22 protein-coding genes and 7 pseudogenes are annotated in these 24,815 nt (G+C 67.8%); 15 read left to right on the forward strand and 14 right to left on the reverse strand.

The window, feature by feature from the left end; translation table 11 throughout:
- Positions 1-363 precede the first annotated feature (363 nt).
- Positions 364-891, forward strand: a complete 528-nt coding sequence (locus ACIQHQ_RS26795) for a GNAT family N-acetyltransferase (protein WP_402616076.1) — start codon at positions 364-366, stop codon at positions 889-891.
- 77 nt (positions 892-968) lie between these two features.
- Here the strand turns inward: ACIQHQ_RS26795 and ACIQHQ_RS26800 are convergent.
- The 4 genes and pseudogenes from ACIQHQ_RS26800 to ACIQHQ_RS26815 form a co-directional block, all read right to left on the reverse strand.
- A pseudogene (locus tag ACIQHQ_RS26800) lies at positions 969-1,368 on the reverse strand (ATP-binding protein); the annotation flags it as partial.
- 49 nt (positions 1,369-1,417) lie between these two features.
- Positions 1,418-1,771: pseudogene (locus tag ACIQHQ_RS26805) on the reverse strand (helix-turn-helix domain-containing protein); the annotation flags it as partial.
- 234 nt (positions 1,772-2,005) lie between these two features.
- Complete coding sequence (locus ACIQHQ_RS26810) at positions 2,006-3,853, reverse strand: FG-GAP-like repeat-containing protein (protein WP_402616079.1); 1,848 nt, start codon at positions 3,851-3,853, stop codon at positions 2,006-2,008.
- Positions 3,854-3,920: 67 nt separating this feature from the next.
- Positions 3,921-4,640: a hypothetical protein gene (locus ACIQHQ_RS26815; protein WP_389972273.1), complete on the reverse strand. Its 720-nt coding sequence runs from the start codon at positions 4,638-4,640 to the stop codon at positions 3,921-3,923.
- A 404-nt stretch (positions 4,641-5,044) separates the two neighbouring features.
- On the opposite strand from ACIQHQ_RS26815, the gene ACIQHQ_RS26820 reads away from it, so the two are divergent.
- Together ACIQHQ_RS26820 and ACIQHQ_RS26825 are read left to right on the forward strand one after the other, a co-directional pair.
- Positions 5,045-6,136, forward strand: coding sequence for a hypothetical protein (locus tag ACIQHQ_RS26820; protein WP_402616082.1), 1,092 nt, complete (start codon positions 5,045-5,047; stop codon positions 6,134-6,136).
- A 43-nt stretch (positions 6,137-6,179) separates the two neighbouring features.
- A complete protein-coding gene (locus tag ACIQHQ_RS26825) occupies positions 6,180-6,719 on the forward strand; it encodes a hypothetical protein (protein ID WP_402616085.1) in 540 nt (179 codons plus the stop codon).
- Positions 6,720-6,770: 51 nt separating this feature from the next.
- Here the strand turns inward: ACIQHQ_RS26825 and ACIQHQ_RS26830 are convergent, their stop codons facing one another.
- Positions 6,771-8,309 (reverse strand): RICIN domain-containing protein, encoded by a 1,539-nt coding sequence (locus ACIQHQ_RS26830; RefSeq protein ID WP_402616087.1) that lies wholly within the window; start codon positions 8,307-8,309, stop codon positions 6,771-6,773.
- A gap of 310 nt (positions 8,310-8,619) precedes the next feature.
- Here ACIQHQ_RS26830 and ACIQHQ_RS26835 point away from each other — a divergent pair.
- The 4 genes and pseudogenes from ACIQHQ_RS26835 to ACIQHQ_RS26850 form a co-directional block, all read left to right on the forward strand.
- Positions 8,620-8,814, forward strand: a pseudogene (locus tag ACIQHQ_RS26835) (peptidylprolyl isomerase); the annotation flags it as partial.
- A gap of 229 nt (positions 8,815-9,043) precedes the next feature.
- Positions 9,044-9,322, forward strand: coding sequence for a polyprenyl synthetase (locus tag ACIQHQ_RS26840; protein WP_362053600.1), 279 nt, complete (start codon positions 9,044-9,046; stop codon positions 9,320-9,322).
- Positions 9,312-10,367 (forward strand): polyprenyl synthetase family protein, encoded by a 1,056-nt coding sequence (locus ACIQHQ_RS26845; protein ID WP_402616090.1) that lies wholly within the window; start codon positions 9,312-9,314, stop codon positions 10,365-10,367. The genes ACIQHQ_RS26840 and ACIQHQ_RS26845 overlap by 11 nt, the downstream gene beginning before the upstream one ends.
- 85 nt (positions 10,368-10,452) lie before the next feature.
- Entirely contained in the window at positions 10,453-11,613 is a 1,161-nt protein-coding gene (locus ACIQHQ_RS26850; RefSeq protein ID WP_402616093.1) for an oxygenase MpaB family protein, read from the forward strand.
- Here ACIQHQ_RS26850 and ACIQHQ_RS26855 read toward each other — a convergent pair.
- Positions 11,555-12,160, reverse strand: coding sequence for a hypothetical protein (locus ACIQHQ_RS26855; RefSeq protein ID WP_402616095.1), 606 nt, complete (start codon positions 12,158-12,160; stop codon positions 11,555-11,557). The two genes, ACIQHQ_RS26850 and ACIQHQ_RS26855, sit on opposite strands and share 59 nt — an antisense overlap.
- A gap of 85 nt (positions 12,161-12,245) precedes the next feature.
- Between ACIQHQ_RS26855 and ACIQHQ_RS26860 the strand changes: the two genes are divergently transcribed.
- Both ACIQHQ_RS26860 and ACIQHQ_RS26865 read left to right on the forward strand, forming a co-directional pair.
- Complete coding sequence (locus ACIQHQ_RS26860; protein WP_402616098.1) at positions 12,246-12,584, forward strand: hypothetical protein; 339 nt, start codon at positions 12,246-12,248, stop codon at positions 12,582-12,584.
- 81 nt (positions 12,585-12,665) lie between these two features.
- Positions 12,666-12,917 (forward strand): annotated as a pseudogene (locus ACIQHQ_RS26865) (transposase); the annotation flags it as partial.
- A gap of 299 nt (positions 12,918-13,216) precedes the next feature.
- Here the strand turns inward: ACIQHQ_RS26865 and ACIQHQ_RS26870 are convergent.
- Both ACIQHQ_RS26870 and ACIQHQ_RS26875 read right to left on the reverse strand, forming a co-directional pair.
- Positions 13,217-13,567, reverse strand: a pseudogene (locus ACIQHQ_RS26870) (endoglucanase); the annotation flags it as partial.
- A gap of 84 nt (positions 13,568-13,651) precedes the next feature.
- On the reverse strand, positions 13,652-15,304 hold the full coding sequence (locus ACIQHQ_RS26875) for a glycoside hydrolase 43 family protein (RefSeq protein ID WP_402616101.1): 1,653 nt from the start codon (positions 15,302-15,304) through the stop codon (positions 13,652-13,654).
- 192 nt (positions 15,305-15,496) lie between these two features.
- On the opposite strand from ACIQHQ_RS26875, the gene ACIQHQ_RS26880 reads away from it, so the two are divergent.
- Positions 15,497-15,667: a hypothetical protein gene (locus ACIQHQ_RS26880; RefSeq protein ID WP_402616103.1), complete on the forward strand. Its 171-nt coding sequence runs from the start codon at positions 15,497-15,499 to the stop codon at positions 15,665-15,667.
- A gap of 105 nt (positions 15,668-15,772) precedes the next feature.
- On the opposite strand, the gene ACIQHQ_RS26885 is transcribed toward ACIQHQ_RS26880, so the two are convergent.
- The 3 genes from ACIQHQ_RS26885 to ACIQHQ_RS26895 all read right to left on the reverse strand — a co-directional run bounded on the left by ACIQHQ_RS26885 (position 15,773) and on the right by ACIQHQ_RS26895 (position 17,748).
- On the reverse strand, positions 15,773-16,123 hold the full coding sequence (locus tag ACIQHQ_RS26885) for a hypothetical protein (RefSeq protein WP_402616106.1): 351 nt from the start codon (positions 16,121-16,123) through the stop codon (positions 15,773-15,775).
- Positions 16,120-16,635, reverse strand: coding sequence for a hypothetical protein (locus ACIQHQ_RS26890; RefSeq protein WP_402616109.1), 516 nt, complete (start codon positions 16,633-16,635; stop codon positions 16,120-16,122). Before ACIQHQ_RS26890 ends, ACIQHQ_RS26885 begins: the two co-directional genes overlap by 4 nt.
- A 207-nt stretch (positions 16,636-16,842) precedes the next feature.
- Entirely contained in the window at positions 16,843-17,748 is a 906-nt protein-coding gene (locus ACIQHQ_RS26895; protein ID WP_402616112.1) for a LysR substrate-binding domain-containing protein, read from the reverse strand.
- A 107-nt stretch (positions 17,749-17,855) separates the two neighbouring features.
- Here ACIQHQ_RS26895 and ACIQHQ_RS26900 point away from each other — a divergent pair, with 107 nt between their 5' ends.
- From ACIQHQ_RS26900 to ACIQHQ_RS26910, 3 genes are read left to right on the forward strand one after another with little or no spacing between them, the layout of a single operon-like run.
- The gene (locus tag ACIQHQ_RS26900) at positions 17,856-19,049 is read left to right on the forward strand and encodes a four-carbon acid sugar kinase family protein (protein ID WP_402616116.1); all 1,194 of its coding nucleotides are present in this window, start codon (positions 17,856-17,858) and stop codon (positions 19,047-19,049) included.
- On the forward strand, positions 19,046-20,035 hold the full coding sequence (gene pdxA, locus ACIQHQ_RS26905) for a 4-hydroxythreonine-4-phosphate dehydrogenase PdxA (protein ID WP_402616119.1): 990 nt from the start codon (positions 19,046-19,048) through the stop codon (positions 20,033-20,035). Before ACIQHQ_RS26900 ends, pdxA begins: the two co-directional genes overlap by 4 nt.
- Positions 20,036-20,081: 46 nt before the next feature.
- Complete coding sequence (locus tag ACIQHQ_RS26910; protein ID WP_402616122.1) at positions 20,082-20,741, forward strand: HisA/HisF-related TIM barrel protein; 660 nt, start codon at positions 20,082-20,084, stop codon at positions 20,739-20,741.
- On the opposite strand, the pseudogene ACIQHQ_RS26915 reads toward ACIQHQ_RS26910, so the two are convergent.
- Both ACIQHQ_RS26915 and ACIQHQ_RS26920 read right to left on the reverse strand, forming a co-directional pair.
- Positions 20,653-21,365 (reverse strand): annotated as a pseudogene (locus ACIQHQ_RS26915) (DUF6192 family protein). The gene ACIQHQ_RS26910 and the pseudogene ACIQHQ_RS26915 sit on opposite strands and share 89 nt — an antisense overlap.
- A 222-nt stretch (positions 21,366-21,587) precedes the next feature.
- The gene (locus tag ACIQHQ_RS26920) at positions 21,588-22,784 is read right to left on the reverse strand and encodes a S8 family serine peptidase (protein ID WP_402616125.1); all 1,197 of its coding nucleotides are present in this window, start codon (positions 22,782-22,784) and stop codon (positions 21,588-21,590) included.
- A gap of 1,120 nt (positions 22,785-23,904) precedes the next feature.
- On the opposite strand from ACIQHQ_RS26920, the pseudogene ACIQHQ_RS26925 reads away from it, so the two are divergent.
- Together ACIQHQ_RS26925 and ACIQHQ_RS26930 are read left to right on the forward strand one after the other, a co-directional pair.
- A pseudogene (locus tag ACIQHQ_RS26925) lies at positions 23,905-23,994 on the forward strand (IS5/IS1182 family transposase); the annotation flags it as partial.
- 129 nt (positions 23,995-24,123) lie between these two features.
- On the forward strand, positions 24,124-24,282 hold the full coding sequence (locus tag ACIQHQ_RS26930; protein ID WP_402616790.1) for a hypothetical protein: 159 nt from the start codon (positions 24,124-24,126) through the stop codon (positions 24,280-24,282).
- 19 nt (positions 24,283-24,301) lie between these two features.
- Here ACIQHQ_RS26930 and ACIQHQ_RS26935 read toward each other — a convergent pair whose 3' ends face one another.
- Entirely contained in the window at positions 24,302-24,667 is a 366-nt protein-coding gene (locus ACIQHQ_RS26935) for an STAS domain-containing protein (protein ID WP_402616128.1), read from the reverse strand.
- Between the last annotated feature and the right edge of the window lie 148 nt (positions 24,668-24,815).

Below are 24,815 nucleotides of genomic sequence, written 5' to 3' on the forward strand. Positions count from 1 at the left end.
CAGCCCGCGCATCGCCGGCTTCGTCCGCTTCGCCACCGGGCACCGCGCATAGCCTCCGGCTCCTCATCGCCCGGCACCAGCGGTCCAACTCCGATGGCTGGCTGTGTCGGTTACCCAGGGAGTCGTTTCGAGGTGACTTCGGGAGTCGTTTTGCGGTGAGCATCATGATCAATGTCAGTGACTTTTGATGTCACTCGCGTGCTGCGGGGCTGCCCGCCTGGTCACGATGAGAACCGGAACTTCCCGTCAGGGCGACGTTCCCGTGTTGCACCCGTTCAGGGCCTGACGCTGTCGGATCTTGGTAAGCGTGCTGCCGCAGGGCTGCAGCTGCGAGAGACTTCCGGAGTGCGTGATCGTTTAGCAGTGTCTTCGAAGTTGTGGTTGCGTCGTTGGTCAGCTGACGATGCGCAGTCGGTGTTGACCGCATTCACGGACCCCGCGATGTCGTGGCAGGTCAGCGAGCCGATCACGTCGCTGGATTCTGCTGATCGATGGCTGGCGGTTCAATCTGATCAGTGGGCCAGGGGCGTCGCCTTCGCGTTCGCAGTGGTCGACGGCGAGGACACCGTGTTGGGTAATGTCGCGGTGAGTGCGGTGAATCGGCGCCATGCGACGGGCTGGGTGTCGTACTGGACGACGCAGAGAGCACGGGGGCAGGGCGTCGCATCAAAGGCTTGCCGGACTCTGGCTCGTTGGGCCTTCGACGACGCAGGTCTCTTCCGGTTGGAGTTGGGACATCGTGTCAACAACCCGGCCTCTTGCCGGGTGGCCCTTGCTGCGGGTTTTGCGGTGGAAGGAATCGAACGCCAGAAACTGGAGTACGACGGCACGCGTTATGACGTCGAGCGTCACGCCCGGCTGGCCACTGACGAGGAGCCTGCGCTGTCCTGATTGGAGGGGTTGAGTCGGGCGACTGCCGAGAGCGGGGCGTGTGAGTGCCTCGACCAGGGCGGTCGCCCGGGGAGCCCTCAGCTGGCCTCGGTTTGTTCGGCTTGGGCCTTGGTGTGGGCGAGACGGTAGGACTCGGTGCCGGTCTGGGCGATGGCACCTATGAAGGTCAGGCGGTCGACGATCGCCGCGCAGAGCCGCGGGTCGGTGAACGTCTTCGTCCACCCGCTGAAACTCTCGTTCGAAGCGATCGCGACGCTGTTCTTCTTCTCGCGCTCGGTCAGAACCTGAAACAGCAGCTCAGCGCCCCTGCGGTCAAGCTCCATGTAACCGAGTTCGGTCAATGCACAAAAGATCGACACGGTCGTAGCGGGCGATCGTCTTGGACAGCTGCTTGTCGTCGGCGGCTTCGACCAGCTCGTTGACGAACTTGGTGGCCAGCACGTAGCGGACGCGGAAGCCGTGCATCGCGGCTTCGGTGCGGTGCCATCTCGCTGGCCGGCACATCGACGACCAGGACGGTCCTCGTCCCGTCGCTCAACTCGCATATGTCCAGGTCCGGCAGGTAGGGCTGGACGTGGTTGCGGATCCACTGGGCGTACTGCTGTCGGTTGACCTGCTCGGGATCGATGCCCGTCAGGGCGGTCGTCTTGTCCTGGACGCCCAAAATGATCAGCCCGCCTCGGGTGTTGGCCATGGCGGCGACGTCCTTGGCGAACTCGTTCCACCGGCCGTCCCGGGGCGGCTGGGGAAGCATCTCCTTCCAGTCCAGGTCGTCGGACTCCTCCAGGTTGTCCGCTGCGGCCTGGTGGACCATGTCGAAGGTGAGGGGGCCGGGCGGGCATCCGAGGTGTTCGTGGAGTCTTGTCCATGTGCGTGCCATGCGCGGCAGCGTAGAGGGCGTATCGAGCTCTGTCAGAGACGCTTTCCCCCTTGCGATGGCGGGCGGTGATCACGCCTGCGAGCCGCAGGGCGGCGCGCCCAGCACCGACAGGCTGGTTCAGCGCCGGCCGGGTGCGACGGTGGTGTTGCGTGCGCGGTCATGGGTGTCGCGCGGGACGGCCTGGTAGCCGCCCTCGCCGGTCGTCGTGCTGCAGCGGTGGAGGGCCTTGGAGGATTATCGGGTTCTGAAGCGGCGGAAGAGGTTGCGGGCCACGTACACGCCCGGCCCGCCGAAGCCGACGATGTCGACGCGTCCGTCACCGGTGATGTCGGCGACGAAGCGGGGGTGGTGGCCGACCCGCCAGGCGCCTGCGTGGTCGTTGTGGCCGAAGCCGCGGCAGACCAGCTGCGCCTGCTCGAACCGGCCGTCGCCGCGGTTGTGCGACACCCAGACCCCTTCGTCGCCGAAGCCGACGATGTCCGGGTTGCCGTCGCCGGTGACGTCGGCGAGGAATCGGAGGTGCTTCTTGCTCGTCCACCCCTGGGCGAGCCCGAAGTCGTTCAGGACGAGCTGGGAGGGCTCGAACGTGCCGTCGCCGCGACCGCGTGCGACGACGACGCCCTGCGGGCCGAACCCGATGATGTCCACAGCTCCGCCGTCGGCGGTCCGGACCAGCGACCGGGGGTGCTCCTCGACCGAGCTCCACCCCTGGTCGACCCCGAAGTCGTCGAGGATCCACAGGGGGTCGGCGAAGTTTCCTTCCTCGTCCTGGAGTGAGATCCAGACGCCGTCGTCGTGGAAGCCCACGATGTCGGCGCGGCCGTCACCGGTGGTGTCGGTGACGAAGCGGGGATGCCTGTCGGCGACCCACCCGCCCGCCTTCTCGTCGTGGCCGAATGCCCGGAGAGCCGGTTCCGCGGCGAGGGGTGCGAAGTTTCCTTCCTCGTCCTGGAGTGAGATCCAGACGCCGTCGTCGTGGAAGCCCACGATGTCCGTGCGGCCGTCACCGCTGGTGTCGGTGACGAAGCGGGGATGCCTGTCGGCAACCCACCCGCCGGCCGGCTGCCCGTGGCCGAACGCCTTGATGACCGGCTCGCCGCTCACGGGCGCGAATTTCTTGTTCTCGTCCTGCAGGAACACGCGGACACCGTCGGCGGCGAGGACGACGACGTCGGGCCTGCCGTCACCCGTCGTGTCCGCGAGGGTCCACAGGTCTTTGGGGCTCGGGGAGGGTACGGGTGGATGCAGGACGCGCTCGTCGTCCTTGAAGGTGCCGTCGCCTTCGCCGGCGGCCGTCACAGCTCCCTTCGCAGGTTTGAGCCCGACGACGTCCGCTTGCCCTGCTCCGGTGGTGTCGGCGAGGAACCGGTCACCGAGCCCGGCCCCCCGGCCCGCTTGGCCGCCAGTGGAACAACTGGCTCCGGCGCTCTGCCATGCGCCGGCGTCCTGGTCGCTTCCGAACCGCTTGAGGACCAGGAGCATGTCGCTGAAGGAGGGTGTAGCGTCGGGGGCCGGCCGCAGCGCGGCCGAGCGTGCCAGTCGCCAGGACTGGCGGCTGTTCCAGTGGCTCACTGGTGCCCAGTGCAGGACGGGGTCGCTGGTGCGCTCGGGGGTGGCCGTCACGAAGCGCCAGTGCTGGCTTTCCGCGCTGTCGTCGTGCGCGCGCAGGACGACCCGGGTGTCGTCCGCTGTGGGGTCGGCGAGGTCGAGGACAGCGCCGTCGGTGGCGCCCTCGATGAAGTAGAGGCCGGCTTCGCCGTCGACGGGGACGACGTGCCAGTGCTGGTCCTTCTTGCCTGCGGTGGCGTCCCACTGGCGGACACCGCGGTCCGCGGTGGCTGGGTTGTCGAGGACCTTGCCGCTGACCGCGTTGCGGATCACATAGGCCTGCTCGTCTTGTGCCGGCCCGCCTTGCGTGGGCTGTACGGGGGTGAGCTGCCACGGCTCCGGGTTGGGGCCACCGTCAGGGAAGTCGCGTACGACCAGTGCCCCGTCCGTTCCCGGCGTGGACCTGGCGCCGAGGATCTTCCCCGTGGCTGCGTTGACGATCTGAAGTTTCAGTTCTTGGGTGGGCACGGGCATCGTGGTGCCTCTTCCAGGCGGTAGGGACGTGGGCTCGGGACAGGTGTGGTGGGGCGGTGGCCGCGGCTCATGTGAAGACGTGGTGGTAGGGGACGTTCCACTCGTTGGGCAACCGCGGGTAGAAGGTGTTGATGACCGTCCCGGTGAAGTCCCCGCCCCAGTTGTAGGTCACGCGCACCTCGCTGTCGGCTGCCACCGCGTGGTCCTTGAAGCCGAGGATGGCGTCGGGGTGGGTGATCGGCACGAAGGTGATCCCGCCCCACGGCGTCAGCGTGACGACCCAGAGCTGGGTGTCCTCGGGCGCGCCGTTCTTCCCGCGCCACAGATCACCGACCTTGTCGGGCAGGCCCACCTGGACGGTGTCGGCCGTTGCCTCGGGGGCTTTCTGGTGGACGGTGATGCGCCGGCGCTGCGGCTTGGGCGCGCCGTCGTCGCCGCGCCCGGCATCGGCCTGGCCGGCGCCGGTGGGCTTGGGTGTCACCTGGCCCGCGGCGCTCTCGATGAAGTACAGCGGTCGCTGTCCGAAGAAGCCGGCCGGGGTGATGTACCAGAGGTGGCCCTGCGCTTCCTTGGTGGCCGAGTCGAGCGCGGTGGACAGCTTGACTCCCTTGTCGTGGACGCTGTCCTTCAGGTCGGCGGGCCGCAGGAAGCCGCCGTTGAAGGCGTGGACGAGCATGACCGGCCGGTTCTCGACGAGCGCGGCCACGATCGCGTTGTCGTAGCTGTTCACCGCCACCGGGCCGCCGACCACGAGGTTCGACATCGTCGTGCGTTCTTGGGTGTACATCGCGGGACCTCACCTGTTCTTGAAGTGGAGAACCATAAGCCAGCCACAGTGCAGCGCTTTGCCGCGCGGCATCAGCCACGGTTTTAACCGCTCTGGATCGAAATAACCTGGCCTTTATGGACGGCCGAATCAAACACCCCCTACCGCCACATAAATCACGTCTGCAACAATCGTGTGCAAGACCTTTCGAAGCCGCTGATCGAGCGGCTGGCAGCGCTTCAACTTACCGTGTTTCTCGGCGACTTGGGAATGGTCGGTGCATTCCTTTCACTCGATTGAGCGTGATACGCCAAGGCTTCTTCCCAGATAATTAGGCCGCTGATAGCTTCGAATTTCGGAAAGCGCGCAGATGCCTGTTCGGTTCCATCGAGCGCGTTTCGGAGAGAATCAGCCGAGGACGGGGAATGCCTTCCACTGCGTACAATCTGGAACGGTTCAAGCGCCATCCGCTGACGAAGAAGAACCTGCGGGAACTCAGCATCGACCTGCCGTCCCTACTGAACCACCCCAACCTCGTCTACACCGACAATAACGGCGTGCAGCACAAGCCCGTCGGCATCTCCATCAACAAGTCGAGCTCCGGCACTTTCGCCGGCTCCGCGTTCGATCTGGGCTGGCTCGCCTACATGAATCTCGGGGAACCGCTGATCGAGGAGCGAGGCGACGTCACTCCGCCTCCGCCGGACACGTTCTCCTCACGCGCCTACGTCAACCGCAGCGACACGCACGAGATGACCTTCACCGACTCGGTCGAATTCACCGTGTCGAACGGGGTGACGTGGTCGCTTCACGGGGACGCCAAGCTCACCTTCGGCGGCAGCATCGGCGCACAGCTGCAGCTGCAGCTGCAGAACCAGCTCAAGATGGACCTCCAAGCCCAGTTCGGGACGCAGCTGCGGAATGACATGGCGAACAAGAACGCCAACACGGTGACCAACAAGAACAGCAAGGACAGCGTCGGGGTAGACAACGCCAACGCCAACGAAACAGCCACAACGAACTCGACGGGCAACTCCGCGTCCAACTCCATGACGAATTCGGTGGCGTTCACCACCCAGGGCAGCGCCACCGGCAGCGCTTCGCTCAACGCGCAGCTGGCGCTGGGCCTCGCAGCGACCGTCGGGGGCTCCCTGACAACGAGCTGGACCTCGAAATCCCAGATCTCCGGCAAGGTCCCGAAGGACTCCCGTGTGGAGACCATCGCTACGCAGCGGCGTGCCCACAGGCATTACGAGTACGAGATCCCGGTGACCTTCGCCGGGTTCCTCGCGGTGAGATACGCCGTGCCGGTTCCGGTCCTGTCTCCCCCGCAGTCCGGGGCCTTCCCCGGCCTCGCCCAGGTAGTCGCCCGCGACATCGCCGACATCGACCTGGCCGGCGGCGGATACCGCATAAAGGGGCGGATGGAGGTCGTCTCCGCCCTGGATGTCCACCACACGATGTTCGAGGCCGAGCCCCTGACCTTCAGCCCACGAGCCCTGTACAAGGGACCTTGACCGGCCGGCAGCACCGCCACGACGACGACCAGGGGTGATGACCATGGTGTTCGACAATATTTTCGGTTTCGCGCAGAACAGCGCGGGGCTTTTCTCGGTGAAGGCCGGCGCAGCCGAGTCGCAGCCGGGTGCGGACGTCGACTTCGAGGACGCCCAGGAGGACACATACGACGACAAGAACACGAGCCTGTTCGTCCATTCGATCCACGGGGCATCCTCCCGGGCGAAAGTCGTAAAGGAGCAGTCACCCGAAGCGCGGGTCATCATGGGCATCCTCGGCTCCTTCATCCAGACCACCCGGGACTCGGCCCGTACGCAGTCCCAGCACGCCCACGCCGACTCGGTCTCCGGCACAGCGTCCGCCGGCATGTCAAAGGCGAGTGAGACGGTGAAGAGGGAAGGTGGCCTGCAAAAGAACGAGGACCTCCAGGACAAGCCGGACAAGGAGGCTTACGCCAAGGCCCCCAAGGCTCCGGAGCCACCCAAGACCGCAGAGCCCCCTAAGGCGCCCCAGGCGGCCGCCGAGCCTCCGCAGAAGCAGACGACCGAGGCGACCACCGAGGAACCGTCCGGCTCCCAGTAGCGCTCAAGCCACAAGGAGGCAGGGGCATGACCGCCCCTGCCTCCTTGTGCGTCATACCGGGAGCAGCTGCCACTGACGGTCCTGGGGAGCACCAGCCGCCTCGTACTGCTTGATCACCGTACGGGCGTGGGTGTCGACTCCCAGGAGCAGGCCACTGTTGCGGTTCGCGATCTCGTACACCCGCGGAGTGCCGGTCACCGCGCCCACCGGGATCAGCCGCCAGTGCTGGTGGTGCGCGTCAGCGCCCTCATAGGCGCGCTGCGCCACCACCGCCCCCTTGATCTCCTGCGCTCCCACAATCTCCAGGACCTTGCCGCTGCGCACGTTCTCGATCCGGTACAGGACCTCGCCGTCGTCCTGGCCCGCCGCGATGAGCCGCCACCGCTGGTGATCCCTCGGGGCGGTGAGGATCTGGTGGACCTCGGCCCCGTCCTGGGTGGACTCACGCACGACCGACATCCGCAGCCTGCTGCGGACGCTGGCCCAGGAGACCACCGTGCCCGAATCGGGCAGCCCGGCCAGCTTCGCCGACGTGACCTTTCGGACCCGGTTGTTGGTGTAGTCAGCGATGTAGAGGGTGTCGACGCAGTCCACAGCGAGCCCGTGCGGGGAGCTCAGCTTGGCCGAAGCGGCCGACTCGCCGTCACCGTCGAAGGTCGCGGCGCCCGTGCCGGCGAGAGTGCTGATCTTTCCATCGGCCGCGACCTTCCGAACCCGGTGGTTGTTGGTGTCGGCGATGTAGAGAGTGTCAGTGCTGTCCACCACCACTGCCATGGGCGAGAACAACGGTGCCAAGACGGCCTGGACGCCGTCACCGCCGAAGGTCGCGGCACCTGTGCCGGCGACCGTGTTGATCTTCCCGTCGGCCTTCGTGACCTTCCGGACCCGCTGGTTGCCGCAGTCGGCGATGTAGAGGTCGCCTGCACTGTCCACCGCCACGGCGGTGGGGTTCTTCAGCTGGGCGGAGGTGGCGACGGTACCGTCAGGGGCCAAGGCCGGGGCGCCCGTCCCGGCGACCGTCCTGATCTTCCCATCAGCAGCCGTGATCTTCCGGATCCGGTGGTTGCCGTAGTCGGCGATGTAGACGTCGCCCGCGCCATCCACCGCCACACCGAACGGCGTGTTCAGATGGGCGGTGATGGCGGAGACGCCCTCACCGCCGTAGGTCGCGGTGCCGGTGCCGGCCAACGTATGGATCTTCCCATCGGCCATGGTGATCTTCCGGATCCGGTGGTTGCCGGAATCGGCGATGTAGAGATCGCCCGCGCTGTCCACGGCAATCCCGCGCGGGTAGCTCAGCGGGGCTGAGACGGCGGACACACCCTCTGCCCCGCGCCCTGCGCTCCCCGTCCCCGCGACCGTGCTGATCTTCCCGTCAGTCGTGACCTTCCTGATCCGGTGACCGCTATATTCGGCGACGTAGAGGGTCCCGTCGCGGTCCACCGTCATCCCGTACGGACCGCTCAACAGAGCCGAAACGGCCAGCTCCTTGTCCCCTTTGGGCGCCCCCGCGGTACCCGTTCCCGCGACCGTGCTGATCAGGGCAGTGAACTCCTCGCCCGCTGCAGCTCCCGTGCTACCAGTGCTCATCTGTATCCCTTCACCGTTCACCCGACCGCCGACCCTGATGGTGACGCCGGGAGCGGACAAACGGGAACGAAAAGCCGGAGGCCGGATCACACCTCCGTCTGGAAACGGAGCGTTTGCCCACCTGGGGCTTTGCGGCGTCTCCTGCACAAGGCGAACCACTCGCCGACACACGGCCGAAAGGCCAGCCACCCTCACGAGGGAACGACAGGCGCGGCGTTGACGAAGCCCGGCTCTACCTTCGCTTTGCGTCGCGGTATGCGGCGGCGAAGGCGGTGAGCCTGGTCGTGGTCCCGGCCGCGACGCCGGATACACCGTCTTCGGGAAGGTCGTCCAAGGCATGGACGTGGTCGACATCATCGTGAAAGGCCACACGACAATCAGGCAGGGCATGCAGGACGTGCCAATCGACACCGTGGTCATCAGTTCCACCAGCTCGCCTCCCAACCCCAAGACTGCATCCGTGATGTGCCCGGGCAGCGGGACGGGGTCGGGCTGGCGGAGGTAGTCAGCCGTGACGGCGGTGGGGCTGCAGGCCATGAGCTTGCTGACTCCGGCGGCCCGGACGCATCCGTTGTCCGGTGGAGGACGGCGGGTGGGGATGCGCTGGCCGTACATCCATACGGTGTGATCGCTCGTTGGTGAGTTCTCCCCCCCTCTCCACCTGGTGTGACACGACGATGGAAGACGCGGCGCGCAACCGGCGCCTTCACATTCTTCCGTGGGTGGGGGTAGGCATGACACGGGGAGCGGAACGCCCTGGAAGTCCGGAACAGCAAGTGGTGCTGCTGGTGGCGGGGCTGGCCGATCTGGCGGTGAGCACCTTGGGTTCGGCGCTCGGCACGGTGCGGGGGCTGTTGCGTCGCTCGGACACGGCGGAGCTGGCGGCTGAGGCTGAGCAGGACCTGATCGCGCGCGGTCGCCTGGTGCTCGACCAGTACGCAGCCGCGCCACCGGCCCATTTGGAGGTGCTGGCCCGGCATGCTGTGGCCCGGCAGGCCGGCGATGGTGTCTGAGCGCTGGGAGCCGCTTGCGTTCAAAGCGCGCGTCGATGAGGTGCTGTGCGACTTCGTCGCACGGGAGGCCGACCAGTTCGCGGCGGTCGATCCGGCTCTGGACCCCGTCGCCCGGCAGCTGGAGCAGGCGGTAGCGGAAGGCAAGCGGCTGCGAGCGTCGTTTTGCTACTGGGGCTGGCGTGCGGCCGGGCAGCCGGACAGTGACGTGCTGGTGCGGGCGGCGGCTTCCATGGAGCTGGTGCATGCCGCCGCGATGGTGCACGACGACCTCATCGACGACAGTGCGCTGCGCCACGGCCGCCCCACCGCGCATGTCGCCCTGCGGATCGCGTTGCGGCGCCGCCCGCGGGCGGTGAACGCGGCCCGCTCGCTGGCGAAGCTGGTGGGGGATCTGCTGATGTCGCTGGCCGGTCAGTTGTTTGTCTCCAGCGGTCTGCCGGCCGCCTACCTGAGCAGGGCCCGCCCGCTGTGGGCGGCGCTGGCTCGCGAGCTGATCGCCGGTGAGTGCTTGGAGATCCTGCACACTGGTGCCGCCCCGGACACCTCCGCGTCGCTGAAGGTGATCCGGTACAAGACCGCCAAGTACACCGTCGAGCAGCCTCTGCTCATCGGCGGCGCTCTGGCCGGCGCCGGTGAGCGGCTGCGGGAGGGGTATTCCGCGTACGGGTTGCCGCTGGGCGAGGCGTTTCAGCTCAGGGACGATCTGCTGGGTCTGTTCGGGGATCCGGAACGCACCGGCAAGGCCAACCTCGACGATGTGCGCGGCCACCGGCCCACCGCCTTGCTGGCGGAGACCTGGCGTATCGCCGGTGGCGAGGAGCGGGAGCAGTTGCGTGCCGTGCTGGGCCGACGCGACATGGACGGAGACGGTCTGGAGGCCGTGCGTGCGCTGATGCTGCGGCTGAAGGCTCCTGACCGTATCGAAGAAATGATCACCGCGCGGGTCGAGGAGGCCACACGCTGTCTGCACGACCTGGACGTTCCCGGTCATGCCACCGAAGCCCTGACCGCCCTGGCTCAGTCGGCGGCGATACGCCACCACTGACGCCCTCGCACAACGGCAGGCCGCACTGCGACGCCTCAGGCCCACGATGGCACCCGCTCGCCCCGCACGGCCAAGGAGCCCTGTGATGACCTACACCGAGGCGTCGATGGACGCCTTGCGCCAGGCTGGTGACGAACTCGCCGACGCCACCGTCGCCACCCTGTTCGAACGCGGCGAGGTCGGCACGTTCAACACCCTCATGCGGTACGTGTCCACCGCCGGTGCTCCCCTGCCCGACGGGCTGCCCGACGTGGCCCGGGAATACCTCCGGGCTACCAGCGCCCCGCCGGCCTGGGTGGACTGGGCCGAGATGGAGAAAGCCCGCCTGTTCTTCATCGACAACAACGTGCACATCTCCACCGCGCTGTCGTTCGCGTCCATGCCGGCCTGCTACGTCGTCCCGCACGTGGCGAAGCTGTTGTCGGCCACCCACGGACTGAAGTACCCCTCCAAGCGGATGGCGGAGACCGGCCAGTTCACCGTCTACCTCATGCAGCCCGGCGCGTTCGAGGCCGGCAGCCGCTTCATCCCGGCCGCCCAGAAGGTCCGTCTCCTGCACGCCTCCATCCGCCACCACCTCAAGCGCGAAAGTCGCTGGGACACCACCGCACAGGGCGTGCCGATCTGCCAGGAGGACATGATCGGCGGGCAGATGTTCTTCTCCCTGCTCGTCCTGGACTCCCTGCACCGCCTCGGCATCCACATGTCCACTGAGGGCGCCGAGGCCTACTTCTACGCCTGGCGAGTCGTCGGAGCGATGCTGGGCGTCGACCAGGACGCCGTCCCCAAAACCCTTGAGGAAGCCCGCGAGTTTCTCGACCTGTACATGATCCGGCACATGGGGCCGTCCGCGGAGGGCGCGCATCTGACCCGGCAGCTGATCGACCTGTACGAGGAAGTCGTTCCCGGCACGTTCTTCGACCCGATCGTCTCCGCGCTGATCCGCCACCTGATCGGCGACACCTGCGCCGACTGGCTACAAGTCCCCCGCACTCCCTGGGACACCGTCGTCAAAGCAGTCCCCCACCTGCTCGGCATCCTCGAGACCATCGAGGACCGCTCACCGCTCGGCGCCTGGGCACTGGACCGCCTCGGCCACCTCACCACCATCCTCGAACTTTCCTCCCTCACCCGCGGACGCGTCATGCACTACGCCATCCCCGAACAACTGAAGAACGACTACGGCGTCACCGGCACCGTGCCCCGCACCCAGCGCTGGACACCACCCGCACCCAGCACCACCTGACACAGCCCAGCCAAAACGCCACGGTCACGACGACCGCGACCGAGTGGGGACGCCCGACTGTCATCATCAGGCACGGGGATTCACCGTTGCGTCGATCTGCCCGCCGTGCTGAGCGCGCTTGGCCTGGCGGTACGGAGGCAAATCGTTGGTTCACCCGGAGCAGGCGCTCTTGCGGGTCCACGTCCGGCGCCTGGGTCAACTCCTCGTGCAGTTCGATGGCACGGTCCAGGTCGGTACGGTTGCCCCAGTGCTGGAACCTGTCGAAGTGTGCCTCGGCAAGCGGCGCGAGTAATGCCAGGCGACTCTGCGGAGGAACATCTTGGACACACTGGTTGATGATCGCGATCAGCCGGTCCAGCGACTGCGGCTGCTGGGTCAGCTGACGTAGCACGTTCAGCAGTGCCGCATGGTCCTTCAGGTCTCTGATCAATGCAGTGGTCACACGGATTGGCTGCCGAATCGAGCGTGCTACCGCGGAGGCGGCCTCTTCGAGGTGATCGATGTGCCGCGTTACCTCGTATTGGCGGACGAGGGCGAGCAGGAGCATACGTCGGGCCTGACGCCGTTCGCCTGAGGGGCGTTTGAGGGTGTCCATACAGCGCTGAACCGGAGCCGGCGCTCAGTGTCGCGGGTTGGCTCACCTGTCAGTGCAGAGCTGGTTGTGCGCGGTCGCCTTCACGGTGTTCGTGGTCTGGGCGTGGTGGGCACCGGTCGTCGGGCTTGGGGTGGCCTGGGTGACGTACTACACACGCATGCTGGCGGCGGCCCGCACATACGGCACCCTGATCGAGTCCTGCTTCGACATCCACCGAGGGCTGCTGTATGCGGCGTTGAACTGGCCCCGCCCTGCCAACCCTCGCGAAGAGTACGCCGCGGGGCAACGCATCAGCGCGTATCTCACTACCGGCTCACGACAGACAAGCCCGACCTTCACCGATCCGCCACCCACCATCACCGTCCTGCCCTCATGACGAGCCCCGAGACGTTATTCACCCGAGGCATGGACCTGCTCGCCAGTACGAACGAAATGGCGACCCGGAGGGTGCGCACGCAGCAGGTCGGAGCCCCGGGAATCCGCACTGGCTCATATGCGGGGCCTGATCGCTCCGCTGCGACGAAAGAACGGTTGGACGCTGGCGGAGGAGGCCGGCCACGAAGGTCCGGATCGTATCCACCGGATGCTGAACCGGACCGAGCGGGGCGCGGATGGGGTGCTCGACGACGTGCGACAGTACGTGGTCGACAACCTCGGCGACCGGGACGACGTTTTGGTCGTGGATGACACGGGCTTTGGCAGGCCTGGCTCACTGGAGTGCTGCTCTCATCCCTGGTCGGTCAGGGTGCCGTAGGGGACGCTCACGCAGAGCGTCTGGGCGGTGAGTATGGTGGAGCCGGATCCGGTGGGGCCTGATGCGGTGCCGGGCAGCAGGTACAGGCGGCCGACCTCGGGGGCGGCGGCGACCAGTTCGCTCGGGCGACACGGGTGAAGTCCTGTAGCTGGACGGAGGCACCGAGCGGGCCCTCCTCGGTGGGCTCGCCGGCGACGCCGGCGGTGGCGTAGTCGTACCAGCGGGCGTCGGTGCCGGTGATCCCGGAGGAACGCCCACTCGGCGTAGGCGGACGGTGAGGCGGCCCCGCCCGCGGAGTGCCCGCCGCGGTAGTCGCGGTGGTAGATGTTGTAGGCGACCAGGAGCGGCAGTTTGTCGACGCGGTCCGCCGCGCCCGCGTAGGCCCCCGTGGCGGTGCCGATGGTGCCGCTCCAGGAGCCGAATCAGCGGGTCGTCGGGGTGTTGGCTATGGAGGCGCGGCTGTCACCGGGGTTGGCTGCCACCCACCTCTTCGCGCTGGAGTCGAAGTCCACGTAGAACCCGTTGGTCAGGGTGGTGGGGTCGGCCGCGTGCGCGGAGGGCGCGGCGGCGAGGGCCAGCGGCACGGCGGAGACGGCCGCGGCCAGGCGAGGAGTGTGCGAAGTCCACGCGCAAGTCGGAACCTCGATTCTGGTGGGGGGCGAAGAGCGGTGGTGCGCTCCACGCGTTGCTCAGGGCGTGGACAGGTCGAACCGCGTGACGCGGACCGCGCCGCCGAGCGCCTGGGTGGCGTGGTTGAAGAGGGCGAATCGGTAGCCCATGAAGAAGCGCCAGTCGTTGCCCATGGAGAAGGCCGGGCCGAGGCGGGTGAAGGTCGCGCCGTCGGTGCTGTAGGAGAAGGTGCCGGGGCGGGCCGAGCCGGGGCGGATGTCCGCGGTGGCGCGGAGCCAGATCCGGTTACCGCCGGGCAAGGGCGTGCTCGCGCGTTCGCTGCCGGTGCCCGTGGTGTTCCAGTTGCCGTCCATGGTCAGCCCGTCCACCATCACCAAGCGCGTCGTGCCGCCGTCACGTTTCAGCCCGATCCACGCGGAGGAGTCGCGCAGCAGCGCGAGTCCGGCCCGGTCGCCGTCCCGCATGCCGGAGTGGTCGAGCTGGACCGTGGCGGTGGACGTCGGGCCCTGGATGCGGTGCGTGAGGGTGTTGCGGGCGCCGTAGAGGTCGCGGGTGACGGTGGCGGTCCGCAGCGTCAGGCCGTTGCCGGCCGACCACTTGGTGTTGTCCGGGTTGTGGTTCCACTCCCACCTCGGATCGAGCGCGGTGCGGTCGAAGGTGTCGACGCCGGTCATGGGAGCGACCTGACGGGGTGGGGCGGGCACGGCCGGACTCGGGTACGACGTGCCCCAGGCGCCGTTGACCAGCTGGACGACGGGCCAGCCGTCGGGCGTCCAGGTGACCGGTGCCAGGGCGGGCATCCGGCCGCCGGGGTAGGCGTCGACGAAGGCCAGGTAGTACCAGGCGCCGCTCTGCGTCCGCACCAGCCCGCCCTGGTGCGGCACACCACCGCCGGGGATCGGTCCGCGCAGGTCGAGCAGGACCTGCCGCAACGTGTACGGACCGAAGGGGCCGCTCGACGATTTGAGGATGTACTGACCGTTGGCGGGGCGGGTGAGGAAGATGTAGTACTGCCCGTTGATCTTGTAGAAGCGGGCACCCTCGAGCGTGCCGATGCTCGACGGCGTCGAGAACACCTGCTGCGACCTGACCTGGCTGCGGCCGTCGGGGGAGAGCTGGGCCACGTGGATGGTGGTGTTGCCGTAGGCCACGTACAGGGTGTCGTCGCTGTCGACGAGCAGTCCGGCGTCGTAGTAGGGCGTGCCGATGGTCGTGAGCCGGCTCCACGGGCCTTCGGCGGCGGTGGCCGTGTAGACGTACGTGCGGGCGAAGTCGATCTGGCCGAGCCAGTAGAAGGTGCGGTTGCTCGGACGGTAGGCGAGCGTCGACGCCCAGATGCCGCGGACGTAGCCGCGCGCGCCGTTCAGGTCGTACTTGGCTCCGAAGTCCAGGACGGGCACCGAGTGTCCCGCGATCTCCCAGTTGACGAGGTCGTACGACCGCAGCACGGGTGCGCCCGGCGAGTAGTGCATGGTCGAGGCGGAGGCGTAGAACGTGTCGCCGACGCGGATGACGTCGAGGTCCGCGAAGTCCTGCCAGATCACGGGGTTGGTGTAGGAGGCGGCGGCCGTCGCGTCGAGGGCCTGGGGGGCTGCCGGGGCAGCAGCGGAGGCCCGGGGGGTTGCGGCCAGCGGGAGCAGAGCTCCGGTGACCAGGCCGGTGGCGGCGGTCAGTGCGTGTCGGCGACTCACGGGATGACGAGGGCATGACATGTCTGTCTCCTCGGGCTGGGGTGCCACTGTCCGGGATGTGATGAAGCAGTCTGTTCGATATACAGGACACCGATCGGCTCATCGAGCACCCTGGATGATAGGAGGCCGGCCAGCGGCGTCAAGGGCCCTCGCAATATTCGGTACGAACATCGAAATGTTTCGCCGCGCACGACCTCGGCACCCCGGAGGGCGGTGACGGCCGCCCGGGCCGTGGATCGGTTCGTCGGCGCACCGGACGTCCTCGTCCTCGTCCACCTGGTCGGCGGTTCACGCGGCCCCGCCGGGGACTACTACACACACCAGCGGGCTCTCTACGAACGTCTGGACCGCCTGGAGGCCGCGCCCGTCAACCGGGCCGTCTGACTGCCGCCCACCGGGGCACGCAGCGCGCCCCATGAGTGGGAGAGTCAGAAGCCGGGCCCGCCCCGCCGATGTGTTCGCCCCGGTGCGATCCGACCTCGCCGGGGGTCAGTGGCCGGTCGCCTGGTTGACGGCGCTGCGGATAGCCATGTCCACGGCTCGCTCGCCCGCGAGTTCGTAGTAGAAACGGGCGCTGCCGGGGTGATCTCGCAGTACACCGGCGACGATCCGGGCTGCTTGGCCGTGTAGGCGGCGCAGCCAGTCACGGGTCGCGATCTGCTGGTCGAACTCGTTGGACGCCTCGTCCCAGGCGCACATGCCGCGGGCGGCCTCCTCAAGGAGGTCCCACTGCTCTTCCCCGGCGGCATGTCGGGCGACGCCGCGTAGCCAGGCGATGGCCCGCTTGGACTCGTTCCAGTGCGGCCGGCCGATTCCGTCGCCCTGGACGTGCCCGGTCATCGCCTGCACCAGGGTGCGGGTCTGCTCGGGGTGGTCCAGCAAGAGCGGCGCGGTCGTCTCCATATCCAGGTGGGCAGGACGTCGAGGTAGAGCTCGGAGTCGTCGCCGTGGTCGGCGGCCAGGGCCAACAGCCGGCGGGCGGCATCGGTGTCTTCTTCCTGGGCGGCCGCCAAGAGCTGTTGGGCCCGTGCGATGGGAAGGTCGATCTGCGGTGCGGTCTCCTGTTCGGCCACGTCGAGGAAGTCGGCGATCGTCTGCGGGCGCTGGCGCGGATCGCGGTAGGTGCACCGCCGGACGACGCCCCGCCAGGGCCCGGATGGCAGCAGCGGCACGTTCGCCTCCGGCGGGAGACCGGCGAGCGGCCAGCCGATGACCTTGCCCAGGCTGTAGATGTCGCTGGCGGGCGTGGCGTTGTGCGGGGCAACAGACAGCTCGGGGGCGCCGAACTCGACGGTCCCGATCGCGGTGCCAGTGCGCTTGGGGTTGGTGGTCTGCCCAAGGGGGCGGCGCACTATGCCCCAGTCACCGAGGACCCAGCGGCCGTCCAGGAGAAGGATGTTGGCGGGCTTGATGCTTGCCTGACCTGCCGCGTACTCTCCGGCCGGAATCGGCCGTCGCCGGTTGCCATGATCACGGTAGGGGTACCGCCGCAGTGAATCCGCTTTTTCACTGCGTAGCCGGACGGGACGCCAAGCAACGAAGGTCCGTAAGCCCAGCGGTCACACTGGTTCGGAATCGTTTTCGAGCTGACTCGTGCTGGCCTGCAGCCATGCCGTCAGCCGACGGACGCGTCCGTCCTGCTCGGGTGATGGACGGCTGAGGAGGTGGTAGCTGGTGCCGTCGGGGACGAAACCGAAGGGTGCGACCAGTTGCCCACGCTCCAGGTCGTCGCGGACGACGGCATACGGGGCGATCGCCACCCCGACGCCGGCCGCGGCCGCCTGGAGGGTCAGGTAGAAGTGCTCCAGGGTCTGCTCGGAGACGGGCTCTGCCTTCATGCCGGTGATACGCCGCCAGTCGTCCCACGCCTGCGGTCGTGAGGCGGTGTGCAGAAGGGCTACCTGCGATACGCCGGCGTCGCCGGTCAGGTGGGTCGCGAGATCGGGTCGGCAGACGGGGCCGATCCGCTCTGCGAACAAGCGGTTCCGGCTCGTCGCCTCTTCGGGGAACGGGAAGTCGTCTCGGCGGATCGCGAGGTCGATGTTGTCCCGCTCGAAGAAGACAGGGCCGCCGGCTGCGCTCAGGTGGACGGCGACGTCCGGCACGTCCGCGGCCAGATCGGGGAGTCGGGGAATGAGCCATCGCATCAGGAGTGTGGGCTCGCAGGACAGGGTGAGCGGTCCTGCGGGTGTGCGGTGTGCGACCTGCCGGGCTGCCGCATCGATCTGATCGAGCGCGTCCCGGACGATGGCCGCCAGCTGGCGAGCCTGCGGGGTCGGGCGCAGTGCGCGTGCCTGTCGCTCGAACAGCGATATTCCAAGGGACCGTTCCAGGTTCTGGATCTGTCGGCTCACCGCGCCGTGCGTGACATGCAGTTCCCGCGCCGCCGCGGTCATGCTCGCGTGCCGGACGGTCGCTTCGAAGGGCAGCAGCGTGTTCATGGGAGGAAGGGCCGACCATCGCATGCGTGAATTCTACTCACAGGACTTGTGAGAATGAATCGTTTGTCCTGCTCTTACATCTGCACAATTATTGATCTGGTCACAGAGAACGCCTGACGGAGAGGTGGGGCATGACATTCCGCGACGACGTGCGGCAGAGCATCGCCATCCTGGCGGATGACCTCACCAGCGCAGGGGACGGTGCCGCGCCGTTCCGCCAGGCTGGTCACGACGCCCGGATACTGCTTACCACCCCAGCGAGCCTGTCGCGGCACCCTGTGGGTGTGACCGCGGTCGACCTCGGGAGCCGGATGCTGGACGAGGAGGCCGCCGCTTCGTCTACCTGGCGGGCGGCCCGCCTGTTCGCCGGCTCCGAGTTGCTCTTCAAAACGGTGGATTCCACCCTGCGCGGTCATGTCGCGGCAGAGGTCCGGGCCGCATGGGCGGGATCGCGACGGCGGGCCGTCGTCATGGCTCCGGCCTTCCCCGCGGAGGGCAGGGTGACGGTGGAGGGCGTCCAGTACGTACGGGGCGTACCGGTCCACGAGAGCGACTATGCCCGCGACCCGGTACACCCCGTGCGGTGCTCGGACCTCGCCACGCTGTTCCCGCAGGCCGTTCTCGGGCGGCCGGACCGGGCAGCCGAGCTGCCCGAACTGATCGGAAACGGCGATCTGATCGTCTGCTCCGCCGCAGAGGACGGCGACCTCGACCGTCTGGTGGCAGCGGTGCCCCGGCTGGACGAGGTGCTGTGGGTCGGTTCCCCAGGTCTGGCGGCCGCCCTGGCCCGAAGGTGCGCTCGCGCCACGGGCAGCGCTGCCTCATCGCCCGCACCGGCCCGACGTCCACTGATCGTGGTCGGCAGCACCAACCCGGCGACTCGGCGGCAGTTGGCCCAGCTCCACACCAGGGGAGACGTCCAGGGTGTCACCGTCGGCGTCGATCCGGCCCCGGCCGTGAAGACATTGCGCGGCCTGACGGCCCCCATCCTCACCCTGCAGACACCCGATGAACGCCACACGCCACAGACCGCCCAGGCACTCGCCCGCTCTCAGGCAGCAGTCGTCCGGACGCTGACCGCAGACCGCACGGTCGACGCACTCGTCATCACCGGGGGAGAAACGGCCACCACCGTGCTCCAGCCCCTCGGCGCCACCGGCATCGACCTGCTCGACGAACCCGAACCTGGCGTCGTCCGCGGATCCCTGATCGGACGACTTCCCCTTCCCATGGTGGTCAAGGCAGGCGGTTTCGGCGACGACGCCATGCTCCTGCGTCTGTGCCACCTCATCCGACATCACCCCGACCAAGGAGAGCACGTATGATCCCGATCGCCATCACCATGGGCGACCCCTGCGGAATCGGCCCCGAGATCATCCTCAAGGCGTGCGCCGACTCCCGGCGCACGGTGCCCGTCATCGTCATCGGCGACATCGACGTCCTCGACAGCGCCAGCAAGATCGCCGACACGCACCTCGCCCTCCGCCCCATCTCATCGGTCGACCAGGCGGAGTTCGCACCTGGCACGGTGGACGTCCTCGCCGAGAACGGCCTTCCGGCCGACCTGCCCTGGGGCACCCTCGACGCCCGCGCCGGAGCGGCGTCCTTCCAGTACGTCCGCCGCGGTATCCAGCTCGCGATGGCCCACGAGATACGGGCTCTGGTGACCGCGCCGATCAACAAGGAAGCACTGCGCCTGTCCGGCGTCCCCTACCCCGGGCACACCGAGATCCTCGCCGACCTGTCCGGCACCACGGACTACGCGATGATGATGGCCACCGACGAACTGCGGATCGTCCTGGTCACCGTGCACCAGTCGCTGCGCACCGCGATCGACACGATCACCACAGCCCGCGTGCTCGACATCATCCGCCTCACCCACCGCACACTTCAGCGCAGCGGCCTGTCCGCGCCCCGTATCGCCGTCGCCGGCCTCAACCCCCACGCGGGGGAGAACGGCCTGTTCGGCCGCGAGGACCTGGACATCATCGCCCCCGCCATCGAAGCCGCGCAGAGCGAAGGCATCGAGGCGAGTGGACCCTGGCCCGCCGACACCGTCTTCATGCGCGCCCGCGCCGGAGCCTTCGACGCCGTGGTCGCCCAGTACCACGACCAGGGCCTCATCCCCGTCAAGTACCTCGGGATCGAGCACGGTGTCAACATCACCATCGGCCTGCCCTTCGTCCGCACCAGCGTCGACCACGGCACCGCCTTCGACATCGCCGGCCTCGGCACGGCCGACCACACCAGCCTGCTCGCCGCCCTGGCCCACGCCGACCGCCTGTCCTCCGGGGCACCGGACCACCCCTGACCCACCGACCCCCGTCAGCCCCGGCACTAGAGAACCGAAGGACACCATGGACTTCATCTTCATGCTCACCCGCGACGACCGCACCGTCACCGACTGCCTCGAGGTCGTCGACACCATCGCGGACCTCGGCATCACCCACATCGGATTCAAGGACATCGGTGTGGACCCCGACACCCTCGCCAAGCTCCACACCCGCCTCAAGGACATGGGCGCCACCACCTACCTCGAAGTCGTCAGCACCCACCGGAACCAGGCTCTTGCCTCGGTGCGGACGGCCGTCGGACTCGGCGTCGACTGGCTGATGGGCGGCACCTGGATCGAGGAGACCCTCCACGTCCTGCACGGCACGTCCATCGGTTATCTGCCCTTCGCCGGAGAACCCCTGGGACACCCCACCCGCCTCGCCGGCGACCCGGACCGCATCGCCGACGACTGCCGGCGAGCGGAGGCCGCGGGGTGCGCCGGCGTCGACCTCCTCGCGTACCGCGCCACCGATGCCGACCCCCTCGACCTGGTCCGTGCCGCCCGCGCCGCCACCACCGGCCGTCTGGTCGTCGCCGGCTCGATCACCAACACCGACCAGATACAGGCGCTCGTCTCAGCCGGAGCCGACGCCTTCACCATCGGCTCCGCCGCCTTCGACGGCTCCCTGCAGCCCCACGCCGGCACTCTGCGATCCCAACTGGCCCCCGTCGTTGGTCTGTAACGAGAGCTGCCCCCCGGGAACCTATATCCTCACAAACCCGAGCAAGTACCCCAAGGGCTCGTTCCTTTCCAAGCCGCCACCAGAGCATCCGGGTGGTGTCGTCGCGCATCGCCGTCCGGGCGACCGCCGGACGGCGCAACAGGCTGGTCGTGACCTCCTTCGCGACCGTGTCGTCCCTGGTCAACTCGGTGACAACCCGCACCCGTCGGCTGGGGTGACGTGTTCGGTCACTGTCGGCCGCTTCAGTAGATCGGTGGCAACCTGCGCAGCGACCTCGTCATCACGGGTCAGATCGGCGAGAGCCTGGACCTTCTCATCCACCGTCACCGGGCGATCAACACGCTGGCCGACGACCCGCTTCGCGCCGTCCGGCGTCCACTGCCGGGCGCCGGTGCGCGGGTTGAACGGCGCGTCTTCCATCGCCGCCCACCGCTCGACCTCGTCGACCACCGAGGCCAGGATGCGGTGGACCGTGAACGACACCCCCCCTCGCGGCGCTCCTTCGGCCACCGGTTCGCGGTGTAACTCCAGTCCTCTACCGTCCGCCGCTCGACACCGATGTCGTCCGCGGAACATCTGCAACGACTCCGTCACGGTGAACAGCTCGTCCGTGCCGTTCGGCATGGACCCGCCCACCGAACTGCTCGACAAAGCCAACTGGCAGAGCTCGCAGCGAAGTGCCCATATGGATGCCCCCGGGGGGAAGTGCGGTGCACCCCCGCGAGAGGCGCCGCTGATTCTGGCGGTGCAGGGTGTCGGCGACCTGCGGTGGGCTCCGGTCCTGGCAGCGTACGGCGCCCGCCGCACCCTGGTGAGGGCAGCGCGGCGGGCGCCGGTCGCAGGTGGCTACTCGACGATCTTGAGCAGCTTGTTCGTGGTGCCCTGTGAGGGGTTGGAGATCTTGTCGAGTGTGGCGCCGCCGGTTAGGGCCTTGGCTACCTGGTCCGGCGTGGCATCCTTGTGGCCCGCCAGGTAGGCGGCTGCGGCACCTACGACGTGCGGTGTGGCCATGGACGTGCCCGAGATGGTCTTGGTGCCATCATCGCTGTCGTTCCACGCGGAGGTGACGTCCGAGCCGGGGGCGTAGATGTCCACTACTGCACCGAAGTTGGAGAAGTCGGACTGCTTGTCGTCCTTGGTCGAGGAGGCGACGGTGATGGCTTCCGCGACACGGGCCGGGGAACCCTGCCCGGCGTCCGAGGAGTCGTTGCCGGCGGCGACGCCGAAGGTGACACCGGCGGCGATGGCCTTCTTCACGGCTTCGTCGATGGCCGGGTCGGCTCCACCGCCCAGGCTCATGTTCGCGACGGACGGGCCCTGATGATTCTTGGCGACCCAGTCGATGCCTGCGATGACCTGCTCGGTCGTTCCCGACCCGTTGTCGTCGAGCACCCGGACAGCGACGATCTTCGCCTTCTTGGCGACACCGTGGGCTGTGCCGGCGATCGTGCCGGCGACGTGGGTGCCGTGGCCGTTGCCGTCACTGGCGTCGTTGTCGTTGTCTACGGCGTCGAAGCCCGAAGTGGCCCGTCCCGCGAAGTCCTTGTGCGAGATCCTCACACCGGTGTCGATGACGTACGCGGTTACGCCCTCGCCCGCACTGTCGGGGTAGGTGTACTTGCTGTCGCCGGCCGTGTCCGCCTGGTCCATGCGGTCGAGGCCCCAGGAGGGCGGGTTGTCCTGAGTGGCGTTGATGCTGAACTTCTTGACCTGTACGACTTTGGCGACCGCCGAGTCAGCGGCGAGGCGCTTGGCCTCGGATGACGAGAGGCCGCTGGCGGAGAAGCCGTTGATGGCGGTCGTGTACGTGCGCTGGAGCTTGCCGCCGTACTCCTTGGCCAGCTCGGAGTTGTTCGCCTTCTTGTCCAGCGTGACGATGAAGCTGCCGGGTACGGCTCCCTTCGCACCGAGGCCGTACACAGTGCCCTCTGCCGTGGGTTCGGGCGCTATGTGCGCGTAGGCCGGACCAATGGCCGTCAGGGTCGCGACGACAGCTGTGGCGGTGAGGAGCTGCATTCTGTGTGTGAATGCGCGAGATGCCATGTGAGGGTTCTCCTCGTCAGGTGGTGTGGGGGGTGTGAGGGTTCGGACCGAACGTGCATCGGGTCCGCCACGAACCTGACTCATTGATGTGCTCAGATCAAGGACTTGAAGCGAATCAATGCCGTATCGGCAGGTCGGCAGCGCACGAATCAGCCACCCTCTCCGGGCGCTCTTGCATCACACGCCTGACGCTCATGCGGGCATCGTGTTGAGAATGTGTGCCCATGCGCCGGAGGCCGACGTGGTCGCACGGAATCTGGGTAAACGGCGCCGGTTTCACAGCAAGCGATTGCGGACCGGCGGCTCGGCCGGGCCGGAGATTGGTGCAGACCCCGTAAGCGGCCCAATAACCAGGCCGATTCGAAACCCTCGCAGAAAGGTCGGCGATGAACCAGGATTCATTTGTTGTGCGCCGCAACATCTGAATCGGGGTATCCAAGAATTGAGTTGGCCCTGTTACGCGTGGCACGGCGAACGCGGTACCGGACGCATCTTCTGCGACGTCACGGGGCGACCGGCCACTGTGCGACATTCGCCGGGGCCCGGTCAGGCAGACCCGCACGCCATCGCTGCCCGGTCTCTTCGCTCGCCCACTCCAGCGACAATCCCGCTTTGTCCTCTTCGCGGTCCTGCAAGAGCACCGCTGGCGCCTCCGGTCGCGTCCTGGGAAGTGGTGTACGGGTTCGCCTGCTCCGGGAGTTGCTCCGGCAACGGGACGCGCGGGGCCACCGGGGAGCGTTGTGTCCTACTGAGGGCGGTCTGAGGGCGGCGTCCGGTGATGTCCCCGCCGGGGTCGGTGGTGCGGGCGGGAGTCCTTGGTGTCACTCTCCGCGCGTCGCGGCGCTCGCAGCGCCAGTCCCCGTGAGAACTCGCATGGCTCCTCAGCTTGATCTGTAGCTCCCGGCGCTCCGAACGGCATCTCGAACTGGGTCGCTCACCTGGTAATTCTCCGGACGCCGAGGCGGCCTTCGCCTGATCATGTGCTCCGACCAAGGTGCACCAATCAGAACGAAGGCCGTGAGGGTGAGTCTGCTGCCTGAAGCTGTTCCAGGAGAAGCGTTCGCGGAAGCGTCACGCTTCCGGGCCGAGTTGTACGAGTGTCTCACCGTCTGGGGCGATGATGACCGACCTCATGGCTCGCCGCCTCAGCGGCGAGAACACCATCTCCTGGCGCGACCCGACACCACAGATCAAACAACAGATTCCTGGATGCGACACTGGGAGAAAACGACCTCTGAGAACCGCGGGCCTCGGTTCCGCACCGACCAGGCACCTGTGGTGGAGGCGACCGCGATCCACCGGCTTGTGCCGGCTGCCGGGTTCGAGGTGCTGCGTGAGGGTGTCCCAGCACACCAACATCAAGCTGCACACCGTGGCTGTGATGGTGATCGGCTGGGCGCTGGGGCAGCCGTTGCCGGAATCGGTGGGGCAGGAGCTGGACGCGGCCGTGCAGAGGCGCTCACGCCGGCGGGATGCTCCGGGCGCGGAAGCCTGGTAGAGCGCTGTGGCCGGGCAGGTCAGGCGGTCAGGGCCTGCTCGACGGTGGGATGGCAACCGATGACCTGGTCCAGCCCGACGAGCTGCAGGGTCCGCAGCACCGATTCCTGGGGGCCGGCGATACGCAGCCACCCCTGAGCGTCGCTCATGCTCTGGTGGGCGGCGATGAGCACGTTGATGCCGCTGGAGTCCATGAAGGTCACGCCGCTGAGGTCCATCACGGTCTTCGGCGGCGCCGCTCCGTCACAAGACAGCAGGGCCTGGGTGAGCTTGTTCCTGACAGCGTGGTCGATCTCACCGCGCAGGGTGAGTACCCGGACGCCGCCGTCGGCGGTGTGGTCGATCGACAAGGGTTCGGGCCGGCCTGTCGTGTGGGTGTCTGTCACCGTTTCCTCGGCTGCGCTCGCTGATGGGGACTGTGGCCCCGACACGATGTGCGTCGGCAGCCTGCCCCCGATAGTACGGTGAACACCCGTTCGGCCCTCTGTGTAACTGAGCTCACGGCTTGTGAGGCAGATTCCGGGGTATGCGCGG

The organism is Streptomyces sp. NPDC092370 (assembly GCF_044755265.1).
Lineage (GTDB): Bacteria > Actinomycetota > Actinomycetes > Streptomycetales > Streptomycetaceae > Streptomyces.